This is a genomic window from Paenimyroides ummariense, assembly GCF_900115115.1.
GTDB lineage: Bacteria > Bacteroidota > Bacteroidia > Flavobacteriales > Flavobacteriaceae > Flavobacterium > Flavobacterium ummariense.
In genome coordinates this window covers 1-17,520 of sequence record NZ_FOVI01000005.1, presented here as the reverse complement: position 1 = coordinate 17,520, position 17,520 = coordinate 1, and the positions used below count along the sequence as shown (strand labels likewise).

17 protein-coding genes are annotated in these 17,520 nt (G+C 33.7%); 11 read left to right on the top strand and 6 right to left on the bottom strand.

Annotated features, from left to right (window positions below; all coding sequences use genetic code 11):
- Positions 1–3: 3 nt before the first annotated feature.
- Entirely contained in the window at positions 4–384 is a 381-nt protein-coding gene (gene rsfS, locus BM253_RS04950; protein WP_091520163.1) for a ribosome silencing factor, read from the bottom strand.
- Between the two features lie 85 nt (positions 385–469).
- On the opposite strand from rsfS, the gene BM253_RS04945 reads away from it, so the two are divergent.
- Positions 470–1,198: a biotin--[acetyl-CoA-carboxylase] ligase gene (locus BM253_RS04945; protein WP_091520158.1), complete on the top strand. Its 729-nt coding sequence runs from the start codon at positions 470–472 to the stop codon at positions 1,196–1,198.
- Here BM253_RS04945 and msrB read toward each other — a convergent pair.
- Positions 1,195–1,575, bottom strand: coding sequence for a peptide-methionine (R)-S-oxide reductase MsrB (msrB, locus tag BM253_RS04940; RefSeq protein WP_218154368.1), 381 nt, complete (start codon positions 1,573–1,575; stop codon positions 1,195–1,197). The two genes, BM253_RS04945 and msrB, sit on opposite strands and share 4 nt — an antisense overlap.
- A gap of 82 nt (positions 1,576–1,657) precedes the next feature.
- Complete coding sequence (locus BM253_RS04935; RefSeq protein WP_091520151.1) at positions 1,658–2,512, bottom strand: alpha/beta hydrolase; 855 nt, start codon at positions 2,510–2,512, stop codon at positions 1,658–1,660.
- An 87-nt stretch (positions 2,513–2,599) separates the two neighbouring features.
- On the opposite strand from BM253_RS04935, the gene BM253_RS04930 reads away from it, so the two are divergent.
- From BM253_RS04930 to BM253_RS04895, 8 genes are all read left to right on the top strand, one after another.
- Positions 2,600–3,406: a M48 family metallopeptidase gene (locus tag BM253_RS04930; protein ID WP_091520148.1), complete on the top strand. Its 807-nt coding sequence runs from the start codon at positions 2,600–2,602 to the stop codon at positions 3,404–3,406.
- Between the two features lie 46 nt (positions 3,407–3,452).
- Positions 3,453–4,760 carry an MFS transporter gene (locus BM253_RS04925; protein WP_091520144.1) on the top strand — a complete coding sequence of 436 codons (1,308 nt, stop codon included), beginning with the start codon at positions 3,453–3,455 and terminating at the stop codon, positions 4,758–4,760.
- Between the two features lie 84 nt (positions 4,761–4,844).
- A complete protein-coding gene (locus BM253_RS04920; protein WP_091520141.1) occupies positions 4,845–5,462 on the top strand; it encodes a hypothetical protein in 618 nt (205 codons plus the stop codon).
- 143 nt (positions 5,463–5,605) lie between these two features.
- Complete coding sequence (gene lon / locus BM253_RS04915) at positions 5,606–8,071, top strand: endopeptidase La (RefSeq protein ID WP_091520137.1); 2,466 nt, start codon at positions 5,606–5,608, stop codon at positions 8,069–8,071.
- Between the two features lie 84 nt (positions 8,072–8,155).
- Complete coding sequence (locus tag BM253_RS04910) at positions 8,156–8,614, top strand: hypothetical protein (protein ID WP_091520134.1); 459 nt, start codon at positions 8,156–8,158, stop codon at positions 8,612–8,614.
- A gap of 95 nt (positions 8,615–8,709) precedes the next feature.
- Positions 8,710–9,720 (top strand): type IX secretion system protein PorQ, encoded by a 1,011-nt coding sequence (gene porQ / locus BM253_RS04905; RefSeq protein ID WP_091520130.1) that lies wholly within the window; start codon positions 8,710–8,712, stop codon positions 9,718–9,720.
- A gap of 26 nt (positions 9,721–9,746) precedes the next feature.
- Positions 9,747–10,439 (top strand): (d)CMP kinase, encoded by a 693-nt coding sequence (cmk, locus tag BM253_RS04900; RefSeq protein ID WP_091520127.1) that lies wholly within the window; start codon positions 9,747–9,749, stop codon positions 10,437–10,439.
- A gap of 57 nt (positions 10,440–10,496) precedes the next feature.
- A complete protein-coding gene (locus BM253_RS04895) occupies positions 10,497–11,816 on the top strand; it encodes an MFS transporter (RefSeq protein ID WP_091520123.1) in 1,320 nt (439 codons plus the stop codon).
- 100 nt (positions 11,817–11,916) lie between these two features.
- Here BM253_RS04895 and BM253_RS04890 read toward each other — a convergent pair whose 3' ends face one another.
- Positions 11,917–13,158 (bottom strand): DUF445 domain-containing protein, encoded by a 1,242-nt coding sequence (locus BM253_RS04890; RefSeq protein ID WP_091520119.1) that lies wholly within the window; start codon positions 13,156–13,158, stop codon positions 11,917–11,919.
- A gap of 413 nt (positions 13,159–13,571) precedes the next feature.
- On the bottom strand, positions 13,572–14,768 hold the full coding sequence (fabV, locus tag BM253_RS04885) for an enoyl-ACP reductase FabV (protein WP_091520116.1): 1,197 nt from the start codon (positions 14,766–14,768) through the stop codon (positions 13,572–13,574).
- A gap of 226 nt (positions 14,769–14,994) precedes the next feature.
- Here fabV and BM253_RS04880 point away from each other — a divergent pair, with 226 nt between their 5' ends.
- Positions 14,995–16,224 carry a PQQ-dependent sugar dehydrogenase gene (locus BM253_RS04880; protein WP_218154367.1) on the top strand — a complete coding sequence of 410 codons (1,230 nt, stop codon included), beginning with the start codon at positions 14,995–14,997 and terminating at the stop codon, positions 16,222–16,224.
- Positions 16,225–16,255: 31 nt separating this feature from the next.
- Here BM253_RS04880 and BM253_RS04875 read toward each other — a convergent pair whose 3' ends face one another.
- A complete protein-coding gene (locus tag BM253_RS04875) occupies positions 16,256–16,675 on the bottom strand; it encodes an RrF2 family transcriptional regulator (protein ID WP_091520112.1) in 420 nt (139 codons plus the stop codon).
- A 121-nt stretch (positions 16,676–16,796) separates the two neighbouring features.
- Between BM253_RS04875 and BM253_RS04870 the strand changes: the two genes are divergently transcribed.
- Positions 16,797–17,423: a peroxiredoxin gene (locus BM253_RS04870; RefSeq protein WP_091520109.1), complete on the top strand. Its 627-nt coding sequence runs from the start codon at positions 16,797–16,799 to the stop codon at positions 17,421–17,423.
- Positions 17,424–17,520 lie beyond the last annotated feature (97 nt).

The window sequence follows — 17,520 nt, the reverse complement described above, 5'->3', positions numbered from 1 at the left end:
TGGTTACTGTGTTGGTTGGTTTGAAGTTACCTGGGTAATTTTAGCATCGCCCCAAAGGTCTTCAATATTATAATATTCGCGGGTTTCTTTTTGAAAGATATGAACAACAATATTAATGTAGTCCATTAAAACCCAGTTTGCCTGTTCAGTTCCTTCAACATGCCAAGGCTTGTCTTTAAGTTCTTTTGATACAGTACGTTGAACTGCTCCGGAAATGGCATTAACCTGTGTGTTAGAATTTCCGTCGCATATCACAAAATAATCACAGGCAGTATTTTCTATGGCTCTTAAGTCTAAAATGGTAATATTTTCTCCTTTAACGTTTTCTATTCCTTCAATAATTAAGGCTAATAAAGCCTCATTGTTCTTTTTGTTTTCGCTCATGTAACTATTTTGTACTTTAATTATTGCAAATTTATTAAATTGTATTGTCTTAAAAATTAATTTTGTCCTAAAGATAGTATTTATAATGTATTTAATCAAACTCAATGCCACATCTTCTACAAATGATTTTTTAAAAAATCTGTCTGTTACTTCTAATTTAAACGACTTTACGGTTGTTTGGGCTGATATGCAGTTGCAAGGAAAAGGTCAAATGGGAAGTGTTTGGGTTACCGAAGATGCTAAAAACCTAACGTTTAGTATCTATTTAAAAGAAAAAAAGACCACAGCAGATAATCTGTTTACCCTGAATGTAGTGGTTGCAAATGCTGTATTAAAGGCTTTGATTTCTTTAAATTTAACGAATATTTATGTAAAATGGCCTAACGACATTTTGTCATACAACAAGAAGATATCGGGCATTTTAATTGAAAATAACATTCATGTCAATGGCAGTGTAAGTTCGATAATTGGTATTGGAATTAATTGCGAACAAACAAATTTCGACGGATTTCCGCAAGCTTCGTCTATTTTAAAACAGTATGATATCGCACCAGATCGTTTGCAATTATTAACCGCAATTGTTGATAATATTAAGGAAATTTTGAATGATTTAGAAAATAAAACAGATGAAGAATGGAATTTTTACCACAATCATTTATTTAGAAAAGATAGCGTAAGTACTTTTGAAAGTAAAGATGGACAATTATTTAACGGAATTACAAAAGAAGTAAATCGCCATGGTCAGCTGGTTTTGCAGTTAGAAAATGACGATTTACAGTGTTATAATTTGAAAGATATTAAGTTGATGTATTAATCAGCAGGAACAAATTTTATAGAAACTGAATTCATGCAGTAACGGTTTCCGGTGGTATCTTTTGGTCCGTCATCAAAAACATGACCTAAATGTCCGTCGCATTTTGCACAAGTAACTTCGGTTCTAATCATTCCGTGCGATGTATCTTTTGTATAAGTTACCGATCCTTCAATAGCTTGATCAAACGATGGCCAACCACATGATGAATCAAATTTTGCATCGGAATTAAACAATTTGTTACCGCAGGCAGCACAAACGTAAGATCCTTTTTCAAAAAAATCGTTGTATTTGCCACTAAAAGGTCGTTCTGTGCCTTTTTCGCGTAAAATATAATATTCTTCGGGCGTTAGTTTTTCTTTCCAATCTTTCTCTGTCATAGTTTTTGTTGTTTGGGTTTGTGCATTGGCGTTGTGTTCTTTACAGCTTACCAATTGTAAAGATAAAAATATCCAAAATAGTTTAATTGGTAACGAACTGTACGATTTTTTCAATAACGTTCTCATCTCCTAAAATTTTTCTGTGTCCTAATCCTGTTGTTATTAATAATTCGTTGTTTTGCAGGTTTTTTGAAATTGCTTCGGCAGCCGTAAAAGGCACGTCTTTATCATTTTTATCGTGAATGATTAAAACCGGAACATTTACTTTTGACGCCTGATCGGCAACATCGTAATTGGTCATTTTGTCGTTGTATTTTCTTTCGAACATATTGATTAATGTTGGCGTTAATTTTTGTTTCATTCCAATAGTTCCTAAAAAATCTTCGGTAATGGCTTTTGTGGTATTTCCGCTGCCAATAATGATAGCTTTGTCTGTTTGCAATCCTCTACCTAAAGAATTTATAACACTCATGCCGCCTAACGAATGACCAATCATTACATCAAAACCATTATATTTCTTATCCAATTCAAAAACAGCTTCAATAAAATGTTTCATATTAGCAGTCGTTTTCGCACTTTTTCCATGACCGGGAGCATCAAAACTAATAATGGTATAATTTAATTCCTTAAAAGCTTTTGCAATAGATACCAATTGCGTGCCGCGACCATTCCATCCGTGAACAAGTAATACTTTTTTAGGTCCGAATTTATTCTCGTAAACCACGATCTCTTTGCCGCTTTCCGGTAAGATTAATTTCGATTTATGCGAAACTTCGTACATTTTTTGTTCGCGTTTTGGCATTTTGTATTTAATTGGTGTTTCAAACAATTTCAGGGCAAACGCAGCTGCCATATTTTTATTTAATGTTTGTAAAACCTTCGATGTATTTTTAATATAACGTGGAACTTCTAAAACTTTTTCTTGTTTTTGTGCCATATTTTTTACTTTTGTAAACAAAGTTAAAAGGTATTGTTTGGAATATTTTATAATTTTAGAAAAATTTAATGATTAAATTATTTAGCTATGAAAAAAGTATTAGTATTGTGCAGCGTGGCAGCTTTAATGCTGGCGTGTGCTACAAACCCGCTAACGGGAAAGAAAGGATTGGCATTAACAAATGAAAACGAACAGTTAATTCCGGCAGCTTATCAGCAATATACCACCTTTTTAAAGGAGAATAAAGTGGTTACGGGTACAGCCGATGCTACAAAAGTGCAGAATGTTGGAACAAAAATTAAAGATGCAGCAGTAAAATGGATGACATCGAAAGGATTTCAAGATCAAATTTCCAGCTATAAATGGGAATATAAATTGATTCAAGGCAAAGAAATCAACGCATGGTGTATGCCTGGAGGAAAAATCGCCGTATTTACCGGAATTATGCCAGTAACGAAAGACGAAGCAGGTTTAGCAACCGTTATGGGTCACGAAGTTGCACATGCTTTGTTAAGCCACAGCCGCAAGCGTATGGATAAGGCTCTGATCCAAGCAGGTGTAGCGCAAGGTTTAGGTGCAGCAACATCTGGTAGTTCGGCAGCAGTTCAGCAAGGATTAGGCTTGTTGTATGGAACAGGATCAAACTTGGCAATGTTAGCATACGGCAGAAGCGATGAATCTGAAGCAGACCGTTTAGGATTAATGTTAATGGCAATTGCTGGATATAACCCCGATAATGCTATTTCGTTCTGGCAAAGAATGTCGGCTCAAGGCGGCAGTAAAACTCCGGAATTGTTAAGCACTCACCCAAGCGATAAAACGCGTATTGCAAACATTCAAAAATTAATTCCGGAAGCAAAGGCAGAAGCTGCTAAATTTGGTAAAAAATATTAACTTCATTTAAAAGGCGGTTGTAAAACTGCCTTTTTATTTCTTCTTTATGAAAACATATATAAAAGGCGAAAAAAAAGTTCTTAACGCATGGGCTTTTTACGATTGGGCAAATTCTGTATATGCCTTGGTGATCTCATCTTCTATTTTTCCGCTGTTTTACGGAGCCTTGTTTAGGTTAGAAGATAAAAAATCTGCTTCGTTTTTTGGTATCGACACACCAAGCGAATCTATTATAAGCTACGTAACTGCCATTGGTTTTTTAATCATAGCTTTTATCTCTCCGCTTTTATCGGGTGTCGCTGATTACTTGGGTAATAAAAAGTTTTTCTTGAAATTGTTTTGTTTCGTAGGATCTATCTCTTGTATGATGCTTTATTTTTTCGATTTAGGCAATCTTTATACAAGTCTGTTCTTTTATATGATGGCATTGATTGGTTTCTGGGGAAGTTTGGTTTTCTATAATTCTTATCTGCCCGATATTGCTTTTCCGGAGCAACAAGATGCAGTTTCTGCCAAAGGATATTCGTTAGGATACATTGGATCGGTAATTTTGTTGATTATCAATTTGACAATGGTTATGAAAAGTGAACTTTTTGGTTTCGACGGACCTATGCAGGCAATGAAGTTTTCGTTTATTTTGGTCGGAATTTGGTGGTTAGGCTTCAGTCAGATTTCTTACAGATTGTTACCAAATTTTAGAAATTCAAAAAGGATCAGCGCTCAAGCGTTCTTTTCAGGTTTCAGAGAATTAAAACGAATTTTTAAAGAATTAAAGCAATATCCCGTTTTAAAAGGATACTTAGGTGCTTTCTTTGTTTACAGTATGGCAGTACAAACCGTAATGATTATCGCTGCTTATTTTGGGGAGAAAGAAGTTCAATGGGAAGACGACGATCAAAGACAAATGGGATTAATCGTCAGTATTCTTCTTATTCAACTAATTGCAGTTGTTGGAGCGATTCTTACATCGAAATTATCAAAAAGAATAGGAAACATTAATGCCTTAATTGTAATAAATGCCGCTTGGATTTTTATCTGTATATGTGCCTATTTTGTTGTAAAACCAGTAGAATTTTATATAGTTGCAGCAATGGTTGGTTTGGTAATGGGCGGAATTCAATCGCTTTCAAGATCAACTTATTCAAAATTATTACCTGAAACAACTGATACAACATCGTTTTTTAGTTTTTATGATGTAACCGAAAAGATTGGAATTGTAATAGGAATGCTTATTTACGGAGGAATAGCTCAAATTACAGGCAAAATGCAAAATGCTATTTTATTTTTAGTGGTGTTTTTTGCAATAGGAATTATTTTATTAATTAAAACTCGAAAAAAAGAAGCAATTAGTTAAAATAAATAATATTTTTACAAATACTTTCGTATGTAAAAAAAATAATTTTATATTTGGATAAATTTAACATTCTTACTAAATCTTATGAGAAAATTAAAATATATTTTGGCATCAGTAGTTTTATCGGCTGGATTTGCATCATGTGAAACAGAGCCTATTGATGAAAAAGTAAAGGATGATAGTTTACCAGGAACACCTATATTAAGTTTCGATTTAAATGCTAAAGAAACAGTTGTGACTGATAAAGTAACAGTAGATTTTAATGGAAATTCCATTTCCATTAACGCACGCTTATCATTAGTTCATCACGAAAATACTTCAAATCCTGAATTGCGTTACAAAGCGGCTAACTTAATTATTCAGTTTAGTACTTTCACAGTAGGTAATTTTCCTAGCAGATTAAGTATCGAGAATCCTAGCAATCTTTTAAGTAGCGCTACTTTAAACGTACAGGAAATGGTGCCAGATGAAGAAGAAGAAGGTAAATTTAATAGGTTTTGGGTAACTTATTCCACATTAAATGCTGAAGAAAATCAAAATGCAGGTTATGGAAACGTTACACGTATAAACGATGTAGCAAGATATATGAGCGGAAATTTTGATTATCTACTTATTCCTACTGAAATTGAAGATGAAGATATTGATTTGACATTAGAACCACAAAGAATAACAAAAGGAAATTTCAATTATATAAATTATTAATATCATAAAGCCTTACAATTGTAAGGTTTTTTTTATTGGCATAAATATTGAAACATTTAGTACTTAGTTAGAAATACATACGAACTTAATGTTTTAAAATGTTATTTATCTTTTATAATGACATTTTGACTTATAAAATATTTATGTCACACGAAAAAATTATATCATTAGACAATTTGTCACTTCAAGATTTAGATTCAAATGCAGAATTTATTCCGTTGTTTTCTCAAGAAGACGAAGAGGCAATGAACAAAGAAGAAATCCCTACAGAACTTAGTATATTACCTTTACGTAACATGGTTTTGTTTCCAGGTGTTGTAATTCCTATTACGGCAGGGCGCGATAAATCTATCAAATTAATCAACGAAGCCTTAGAAGGAAATAAAACAATCGGGGTTGTTGCGCAGCTTAACGAGGAAGTTGAAGTTCCTGGAGGAAATGATGTGTACCGATTTGGTACCGTTGCGAAGATTTTAAAGACGCTAAAATTACCCGATGGTAATATTACCGTAATCTTACAAGGCAAAAAGCGCTTTGCAATTGATGAAATTATTCAGGAAGATCCGTATTTAAAGGCAAAAGTTGTTGAAGCTGAAGATGCGAAGCCAGATGCAAACGATTTAGAGTTTAAAACGATTATTGAAACCATTAAAGAAACGGCGCAGGAAATTGTTCGCGAAAACCCGAATATTCCATCAGAAGCTGCTTTTGCACTTAAAAATATCGAAAGCGATTCGTTTTTAGTAAACTTTGTTTCATCAAACCTAAATCTTGATGTTGCAGATAAACAAGCTCTTTTAGAGAAAAACGATTTAAAAGAACGCGCGTTGGAAACGCTGCGCAGAATGAATACCGAACTTCAGAAATTGAATTTAAAAAACGATATTCAAACCAAAGTCCGTATTGATTTAGATCAGCAGCAAAAAGAATATTTCTTACATCAGCAAATAAAAACGATTCAAGAAGAATTGGGTGGCGTTTCGCACGAGCAAGAATTCGAAGAAATGCGTAAGAAAGCGAAATCTAAAAAATGGGATGCTAAAGTTCAAGAGCATTTTGATAAGGAATTAAGCAAAATGCAGCGTATGAATCCGCAGGTTGCAGAATTTTCTATCCAAAGAAATTACTTGGAACTTTTGTTGGAATTGCCTTGGAATGAATACACAGTTGATAAATTCGATCTTAAAAACGCAAAAAAGATTTTAGATAAGGACCATTACGGGTTGGAAGATGTTAAACGCCGTGTAATTGAACACATGGCGGTTTTAAAACTTCGAAACGATATGAAATCGCCAATTTTGTGTTTATACGGACCACCAGGTGTTGGTAAAACATCAATCGGAAAATCGGTTGCAACAGCATTGGGCCGCGAATATGTTCGTATTTCGTTAGGTGGTTTGCGTGACGAAGCCGAAATTCGCGGACATCGTAAAACCTATATCGGTGCGATGCCGGGGCGTATTATTCAATCTATCAAAAAAGCAAAAACATCAAATCCGGTGTTTGTTTTAGATGAAATTGATAAACTTTCAAGCAGTAATCAGGGCGATCCGTCAAGTGCCATGTTAGAAGTTTTAGATCCGGAACAAAACAAAGAATTCTATGATAATTTCGTGGAATTAGGTTTCGATCTTTCAAAAGTAATGTTCATTGCTACATCAAACAGCTTAAATACCATTCAGCCTGCGTTGTTGGATCGTATGGAAGTAATTGAAATGAACGGTTACACTATTGAAGAAAAAACCGAGATTTTAAGACAACATTTACTTCCAAAACAGCTAAAAGAACATGGTTTAGATGTTAAGACAATCAGTATTCCTAAAAAAGTAATGGAGTTTATTGTTACCAAATACACACGTGAATCGGGTGTGCGTAGGTTAGATAAAGAAGTTGCAACTATTGTTCGAAATATTGCAAAATCGATTGTTTTAGAAGAAGAATTCAACGAAAAACTGACCGAAGAAGATATCATTAAAATTTTAGGTGCACCTAAATACGATTACGATAAATACGAAACAAACGATGTTGCCGGAGTTGTTACAGGCTTGGCTTGGACACGCGTAGGTGGAGATATTTTGTTTATAGAATCGATACTTTCTGAAGGAAAAGGAACGCTTACAATGACCGGAAATCTAGGGAATGTAATGAAAGAATCGGCAACGATTGCGTTGGAATACATTAAATCAAACAGTAATTTGTTTGGAATTGATGCAAAAGTGTTCGATAAATACAAAATTCACGTTCACGTTCCAGAAGGTGCAACACCGAAAGATGGTCCGTCGGCAGGTATTGCTATGTTAACCTCAATGGTTTCGAGTTTTACCCAACGTAAAATCAAGAAAAATGTAGCAATGACCGGTGAAATTACCTTACGTGGAAAAGTACTTCCGGTTGGTGGTATTAAAGAAAAAATATTGGCTGCAAAACGCGCGAATATTAAAGAAATTATTCTTTGTAAAGAAAACAAACGCGATATCGATCAAATAAAACCGGAATATTTAACGGGATTAACGTTTCATTACGTTGATAAAATGACCGAAGTTATTGATTTAGCATTGACAAACCAGAAGGTTAAAAACGCAAAAGAGCTTACTGTTAAAGAAGTTTAATGGAACTATAAATTGATTAAAAAGCTAATGCAGAAATGTATTAGCTTTTTTTGTTATTTTTATTTTTTAAAATGAAACACTGTAATGAAAAAGCAACTTATAATTATATTCTTTTTACTACCAATAATATGTTTAGGTCAACAAGAAAAAGATTTAAAGAAAAAATTTAAGTCACTTTTTAAATTAGAAAGACCTAGTGATATTAAATGGATAGCTGAGAATAAAGAAGATGTATATTTTGAAAATGACACTTTAGTTTTCTTTAGACATAAAATTCCCGAAGATCAAAAAATAATTAGATGGAGTTTTTCTTCAGCTAGATATTTTTATCAAGGTACGGGAGGCTATAGAAACGGAAGTTTTTTTATGAATTCTTTTACACGACCGAAAAATCTCCCACATAAACTAAAAATCATTAATGAAAAAGAAAATACTTATCTTAAAATTTTCTACGATAATAGATTAGAAACAGTTTATCTACTATTGAACATTGAGTTTTTAGAAGATAAAGATTATAAAGTAACTTTAGTAAGACAAAATTAAGATGTTTGTTTCAAAATTTCCACACGAAAACATACCAATTTTTTTATTCTGTCGTTATAAAGTTATATATTCGTTTTCATGTAATTCAACTAAACATGCGTAAACTATTAACCTTAGTTTCTTTAATAACATTAACAACTGCAACTGCTCAGGTAGGTGGCAAAGATGCTTATCAGTTTTTACAAATGCCCACATCGCCCAAACAAGCGGCGTTAGGTGGCAGCAATGCAACCATAACGGGCAACGAAGTAAATCAGGTACTATACAATCCGGCATCGTTAAACGACGAAATGAACAACATGCTGGCGGTAAATTTTGGTAGATATTACGGCGATACAAGTTTGGGATCTGCAGCTTATGCACACAAATTTAAAAACGGACGTAATTTTCATGTGGGTGTTACCTTTTTAAATTACGGATCTATGGATGGTTACGATGAAAACGGTACGGCAACCGGATCTTTTTCGGGTAACGATATCGCGGTTTCAGTTGGTTATGCGCATCCTTTTCAAGATACCAATTTTTCTGTGGGGGCAAACATTAAAGCTATTTCATCAACCTTAGAAAGCTATAATTCGTTTGCTGTTGCAGCAGATATCGGAGGTTTGTATAATGATCCTGAAACAGGTTGGGCTGTAGGTTTAACGGCAAAAAATTTGGGAGGACAATTGTCTAGCTACGAAGATACGCGCGAAAGTTTACCGTTCGAAGTTGTTTTAGGTTTCAGTAAATTATTAGAAAATGTACCGATTCGCTGGCATTTAACGTTAGATAATCTTCAGAAATGGGATATTTCGTTTTCAAACCCAAACCGCTCACAAGTTGATTTAGAAAATAATGTTACCGAAGAAAAAGTTGGTTTTGGTAACAATCTTATGCGACACGTAGTGGTTGGTATCGAACTATTTCCAGAAAAAAACTTCAACATTCGTTTAGGATATAACTTTAAAAACGGCGAAGAAATGAAGTTGGTAGAACAACGCAGTTTTGCAGGTTTTACCGCAGGTTTTGGCTTACAGGTAAAACGTTTTAGAATAGAATACGCTTACAACCGCTTTACATTGGCTGGAAACACCAATTTGTTTGGCTTATCGGTTAAACTGTAATATTTTTGCAGATAAAATAAATTCTTTTGAAAAAAATAACCATAGCTATTGATGGTCATTCATCAACCGGGAAAAGCACGCTGGCAAAACAGCTGGCAAAAACCTTAAATTATATTTATATCGATACCGGTGCCATGTACCGTGCCGTAACCTTGTTTGCCATGCAGCAAGGTTTTATTACTTCTGATACCTTTGATGCCGACCAATTGGTTGCCAATTTAAATCATGTTTTTTTGTCGTTTAAGTTTAATGAAGATTTGGGTTTTGCCGAAATTTATCTGAACGATGAAAATGTGGAAGATAAAATAAGATCAATCGAAGTATCGAATTTTGTAAGTAAAATCGCCGAAGTTTCAGCCATTAGAACGAAATTGGTTCAGCAGCAAAAAAAATATGGCATTGATAAAGGTGTGGTGATGGATGGTCGTGATATTGGAACCGTTGTTTTTCCTGATGCCGAATTAAAAATCTTTATGACGGCTTCGGCTGAGATCAGAGCAGAACGCAGATATTTAGAATTGCAGGAAAAATCTCCAAATATTACTTTTGATGAAGTTCTGAAAAATGTTGTGGAACGCGACAAAATTGATTCTACCCGCGAAGATTCCCCTTTAATCGTAGCAGAAAATGCAGTAATGATAGATAATTCAAACCTAACAAAAGAAGAACAGTTTAATTTAATTTTAGATTTGGCACACAAAGCCATAAATGCTGTTTAGGCTTTTTCTTACCGCTAAAAATTTATACTTTTACACACTTTTTTTAAATCGATACAAATGGGCATAAAATTACGATTAACAATAATGAGCTTTTTACAGTTTGCTGTTTGGGGAGCTTATTTAACATCAATGGGAAGTTATCTGTTTTCTATTGGAATGCGGGAACAAATCGGCTTTTTTTATGCAATGCAAGGAATTGTTTCTATTATAATGCCTGCCATTATGGGGATAGTTGCCGATAGATGGATTCCCGTTCAAAGATTATTGGGATATTGTCATGCGTTGGCTGCTGCATTTATCATTTTAGCCGGATACTACGGAATGACAACCGGTACAGAGGCTGAATTTTCAACATTATTCTTACTATATTCGTGCAGTGTCGCTTTTTACATGCCAACAATAGCACTTTCAAACTCTACTTCGTACACTATTCTTACAAATAATAATTTTGATACTATTAAAGCGTTTCCGCCCATTCGAACATTAGGAACTGTTGGGTTTATTTTTGCTATGTTGTTAGTAAATTTTATGGGGACAGAAAACGGTACTATTACCTTTAGTTTTTTAGGTAAAAGTGCTAATTTCTTAAGTTTTCAAAACACCTATAGTCAGTTTTTTGTATCGGGAATTTTAGGAATTATCTTGTTTTTGTACAGTTTTACGCTTCCTAATTGCCCAATTTGTAAAGATGAAGAGAAAAAAACGCTTGCAGATACGTTAGGTTTAAAAGCTTTTGCTTTATTCAAAGAACGAAAAATGGCAATTTTCTTTATTTTTTCGATGCTATTAGGGGTTTCTCTTCAAATTACCAACGGATACGCCAATCCGTTTATCGAAAGCTTTCAGAAAATTCCTGAGTTTGCTCAAACATGGGGAGCACAGAATGCTAATGCCTTAATCTCTCTTTCGCAAGTATCCGAAACACTTTGTATTTTGCTAATTCCTTTCTTTTTAAAGAAATTCGGTATAAAAAAAGTAATGCTTATGGCAATGGTTGCATGGGTTTTACGTTTCGGACTTTTTGCTACGGGAAATCCTGGCGATGGCGTTTGGATGTTTGTTTTATCAATGATTGTTTACGGAATTGCGTTTGATTTCTTTAACGTGTCAGGTTCATTGTTTGTTGATAAAGAAACTAATAAGAACATTCGTTCATCGGCTCAAGGAGTTTTTATGATGATGACCAACGGATTTGGAGCTACTATTGGAATGTTAGGTGCCCAAGCGGTTGTAAATCATTTTGTATTTTCAAGTGAAAGTGCTGAAGCGCAAATAGCAGGTTGGCAAACTTCGTGGTACATTTTTGCAGGTTATGCTTTGGTTGTAACCATTTTATTTGCTATTCTATTTAAATATAAGCATGATAAAAATATCTAAATACTAAAAAACGGAAACTTAAAGTTTCCGTTTTTTTATGATAATTGTTAATGTATTTTGTCATTCCGACGAAGGAGGAATCTCATTTGAATTGTAGCATTTATAAAAATAAATGAGTGAGCGTGTAAATAATCAACCCAACAAGTCCGCCAACCAACGTCCCGTTTATGCGAATGTATTGTAAATCTTTACCAACTTCTAATTCCATTTTCTCGCTTAATTCAGTTCCGTCCCATTTTTGAACCGTATTTGTAATAATCTTTCCGACTTCATTACTGTTTTTCAATACCATTTTGTAAACATATTGTCTAGCATATTTGTCGATATTTTCCTGCATTGTTTGATCTTCTCTAAAACTCACAATCATTTGCTGGATATTTTGTTTTATATATTGATTAAAAGTAGCATTTTGGTCACTTAACTTTTCTAGCATATCTTCTTTCAGTCGCAGCCAGATATCTTTCGTGTATTCGTACAATTTTTCTTTTGTAATGAATTCTTCTTTTATTTGATCGAACTTATCATGCCAGTCGTCTTTTTCGTTCAAATCTTCAACCACCTGATATAGCTTTAAAGTAACCGACTTTCTAATATCATGATTTGGATTCTTTTCAATTTCTTCTAAAAAAGTAGTAATACCCGAAATCAACTGATTGGTAACCGATTTTCCGCCGATTAAACCTAGTATTGGTTGTTTTTCAACGACTTTCTTATAAATCAATTCCCGGTTATTTTCAACGTAATGTTGAGCCTGTGGCAAAATAATATTCAACAAACGATCGTGTTCATTTTGCTCTAAAAGATAAAGTAGGGAAGTAGCTGCCAATTTTTCTAATCGGATTTCGCTTGTAAGCTCAAAACCTTTGGTCGCTAAAAATTCGGCGATAGATTCATCATCCAAATTACTAATGATACGCTGAATAATTTTACTGCATTCATTGTGTATAAGCTGTTGGTTTTTCTCTTTGGAAAGCCAATCGTTTAAATATTCACTGATTGATAGTTTATCAATATACGGACGAATAGTATCGGCAGTCAGGAAATTTGTGCTGACAAAGTTTCCTAAATTTTCACCTAACGAATCTTTATTGTTTGTGATAAGATTTGTATGTGGAATTTTTATACCTAACGGATATTTAAACAAGGCTGTAACTGCAAACCAGTCTGCCAATGCACCAACCATTCCGGCTTCTGAAAACGCACGAACATATTCCATCCACTTTTGCGGATTGTTTTTTAAAAGATACATCATTAAAATATATACAAAAGCCATAAGTAGAAACAAACCTGTGGCTAACATTTTATGTTTTTTTAGTTGACTTTTCTTTAACTGATCGTTCATGATTTATCTTTTAATGAAGCTACGATTTTTTGAGTGAATTTTCAAATTAAATTTTTTGTAAATTCTTTAGTTAAATATAGAATTCGCTATTCATTTTTTTAAATTATACTGTATCTAGATTATAATATTGTCTGTTTTAATTGTTTAAGTATTTTAAAATAATGTATCAATGGTTGTATTTATTTGTAAACAATTTTAATTTAATATATTTAACTTATTATTTAAATAAATTTATTTTAATTTTTGATAATCAAATAATTATATTTTAAAATAGATTTTGTTTATATGTTAAATTTTGATATTTTTTGTAAGATGGATAATACATTATTTAAAAAAATGAAATTGATTTTTTTATAAAATAAAAAAATCGCACTAAATAGTTAGTGCGATTTTAAGTATAGTTTTAAATTATTTTAGATACTTGGAACGTTAACTTGTTCGTTAGCTTCAGCATCGTAATCTATAGAGTCAAAGTTAAATCCAAATAAATTAAAGAAGTCATTTCTGTATCCTTCAATATCAGAAATCTGTTCTAAATTTTCAGTAGTAGCTTGTTTCCATAATTTGTCAACTTCCTGCTGAACATCTTCACGCATTTCCCAATCATCAATTCTAATTCTACCTTCAGCATCTAAAGGAATAGTTCCATCAGCAGTATATAATCGGTCATTAAATAAACGGTACATTTGTTCGATCGTTCCTTCATGAATACCTTTTTCTTTCATAACTTTATACAAAAGCGAAATGTAAAGTGGCACCACAGGAATTGCAGAACTTGACTGCGTTACCAAAGCTTTGTTAACAGAAACGTAAGCTTCTCCGTTTAAATCTTTTAAAATAGTATTTATAGTTGATGCAGTAGCTTCTAAATCGTTCTTCGCCTGACCAATAGTTCCGTTGCGGTAAATTGGGAAGGTTAATTCTGGTCCAATGTACGAATAAGCAACCGTTTTAACTCCATTAGCTAAAACACCCGCTTTTTGTAGATCTTCCATCCAGAATCTCCAATCTTCACCACCCATTACAGCAATGGTATTATCAATATCTTCTTGACTTTCAATAGGATTTATTGTAATATCAGAAACAACACCTGTATGAAAATCAACCGTTTTGTTAGAAAATGTTTGTCCGATTGGTTTTAAAACCGACGCGTACGCAACACCCGTTTTTGGATGCGTTCTGCGTGGCGATGCCAAACTGTACACAACTAAATCAACCGTTCCTAAATCTTTCTTAATCAAATCTATGGTTTGTTGTTTAATTTCATCAGAAAAAGCATCTCCGTTGATAGATTTTGCATACAAACCTGCATTTTGCGCTTCTTTTTCAAAAGCAGCAGAATTGTACCAACCTGCAGTTCCTGGTTTGCCTTCGGCAGCTGGTTTTTCAAAGAAAACACCAATTGTTGCAGCACCCGAACCAAAAGCCGCTGCTATACGTGAAGAAATTCCAAATCCGGTAGAAGCACCAATTACCAAAACTTTCTTTGGTCCGTTTTTAATTTCGCCTTGTGATTTAACATAATCAATTTGATTTTTAATGTTAACCGCCGTTCCGTCTGGGTGCGATGTTAAACAAATAAAACCTCTTGTTCTTGGTTTAATAATCATTTTGCTATATTTTAATTTATTTTGAATCTTGTTTTAAACATCAAATTTAACTATTTATATCTTATTTTAAAATTATATTTTCTGACGTTGTTGATTGATTTTATGATTCGATTTTATTACATTTTTGGTAAGATAAATCATTTTTAACATCATAATTTCTTTGTAAATAAATATTTTATTGCATTTTTTGTAACTTTAGGTTTGAATAATTATAAATATTTGCGCTATGAAAAGAAATTTTAGTTTTATTCCCGTTTTTATGTTGCTGGGAATTTTCTCTTGCAACGATGACAATTCTACTTCGCCAGAAGACACTGTTCCGTTGGGTGATCCGGTTGAAACACAGCAGCCAAACACCAATTACAAACCAGCGTTTGAAGGGCAAACCCGTATTGGAAGTGTAAAAACAACAACCAATCTTAAAATTGATGTTATCGCTACAGATTTAGTGAGTCCGTGGGCAATTGTTGCAATGCCAAATAACAATTTGTTAGTAACCCAAAAAGGTGGCTCCATGAAGATTTTTTCTGAAACCGGAACAATGATGACCGAAGTTTTAGGATTTCCTGCGGTTGATGCCGGTGGACAAGGCGGAATGTTAGATGTTGCGTTGGATCCCGATTTTGCTTCGAACAGAATGATTTATTGGTCGTTTTCTGAACCATTTGGCAACGGAAATTTAACATCAATTGCTAAAGGAAAATTATCTACCGATGAAAAATTGATTGAAAACCCAACCGTAATTTACAGAGCCGAACCTTCGTACAACGGAAGTTTGCATTATGGTAGCCGTTTAGCTTTTGACGATGCAGGAAATTTGTACGCAACCACAGGCGAACGGTCTGATTTGGCTACACGTCCGCAAGCACAACAATTAGACAAAGCTTTGGGTAAAATTGTCCGAATTACTAAAAATGGGCAACCGGTTTCGGGTAATCCGTTTATGTCCACGGCTAATGCTAAACCCGAAATATATTCATACGGACACAGAAATCCGCAAGGTTTGGCGTTTCATCCCGTTACAAAACAATTGTGGGAATCTGAATTTGGTGCTAAAGGAGGTGATGAAATCAATTTTATAGAACCCGGTAAAAATTATGGTTGGCCTGTTATTTCGTACGGTTTGGAATATAACGGAAACAAAATAGGCGAGGGAATAACCCAAAAAGAAGGCATGGAGCAACCAGTTTATTACTGGGATCCGTCGGTATCACCAAGCGGAATGGATTTTTACACAGGAAATACCATTCCCGAATGGCAGCATAATTTATTTTTAGGTGCTTTAAGTGGTCAGCATATTATTCGTTTGGTAATTAAAAACAACAGAATAGCAGGCGAAGAACGTTTGTTGGCAGACAAAGGAGAACGTTTCCGAGATGTATTGGCATCGCATCAGAATCAATCATTATATGCGGTTACTGATAGCGGTAAAATCTACAGAATCAGTAAAAATTAACATAAAAAGCAATCTGTGAAGATTGCTTTTTTTATTCTACATCCTTATCCATAATATCAGAAAGATATCTGTTTTCTAAAACTTGTAACAATGCATCCCGTGCATCTTGGAAAATACCACGCAAACCACAGGTCTCTTCGCAGCAATCATCACATGTTGCATAAAAATTTAAACTTACACATGGCAACATAGCTAACGGTCCGTTTACAACTCGTATAATTGATGAAAGTTTTGTTTTACTTGGATCGTCAGACAATGTGTAACCACCAAATCTGCCTCGGTGACTCGTTAAAAAACCTGCTTTTTTCAGTTCATGAAAAATATTTTCTAAAAAAGCCTGCGGAATTTTTTTCTCTTTAGAAATGGTGCTTATAAGTACGGGGCCGCCTGCCTGATTCTTTGCAAGGTAACCTAAAGCTTTTAAAGCATATTTCGATTTTTGTGATAGCATATACTAAATTATCTGTTTACAAAATTAACAATATTTTATTAAAATTAAACTTCATTGATTTAGTAGTGATTAAACAAAAGTTTACTATTTTTGTGAAGATTAATTTTAAAAAATATATAATATGTCATTAAGATTAGGAGATATCGCACCCGATTTTACAGCTGATACCAGTTTAGGAAGATTAAATTTATATGATTATTTAGATGATAGCTGGGGCGTTTTATTTAGCCATCCTGCAGATTTTACACCCGTTTGTACTACCGAATTAGGTAAAACAGCTGCATTAAAAGAAGAATTTGCTAAACGCAATGTAAAAGCAATTGCTATTAGTGTTGACGGAGTTGAAAGTCATAATAAATGGATTGAAGATATTAACGAAACACAAGAAGTTTCTGTGCAGTTTCCTATTATTGCAGACGAAGATAAAAATGTGGCGGGTTTGTATGATATGATTCATCCTAATTCAAGTGAAACCGTAACAGTTAGAAGTGTTTTTGTGATCGATCCAAATAAAAAAGTACGTTTAACCTTAACATACCCGGCAAGTACAGGTAGAAATTTTAATGAAATTATTCGCGTTATTGATAGTTTGCAATTAACAGATCAACATAAATTGGCAACGCCGGCTAATTGGAAAAATGGTGATGATTGTATTGTTACACCAGCTGTTGATACGGTAAAAGCACAAGAACTTTTTGGTGAAGTAAATATTGTTAAACCTTATTTACGTTACGTTAAGCAACCATAAACAAAAGAGGCTGTCTAAAAAGGTCTTTGGTATAATCCCCGACATGTTTTTTGTCGGGGATTTTTTTTATTGTCCTCAAATTTTGTTAACTTGAGGT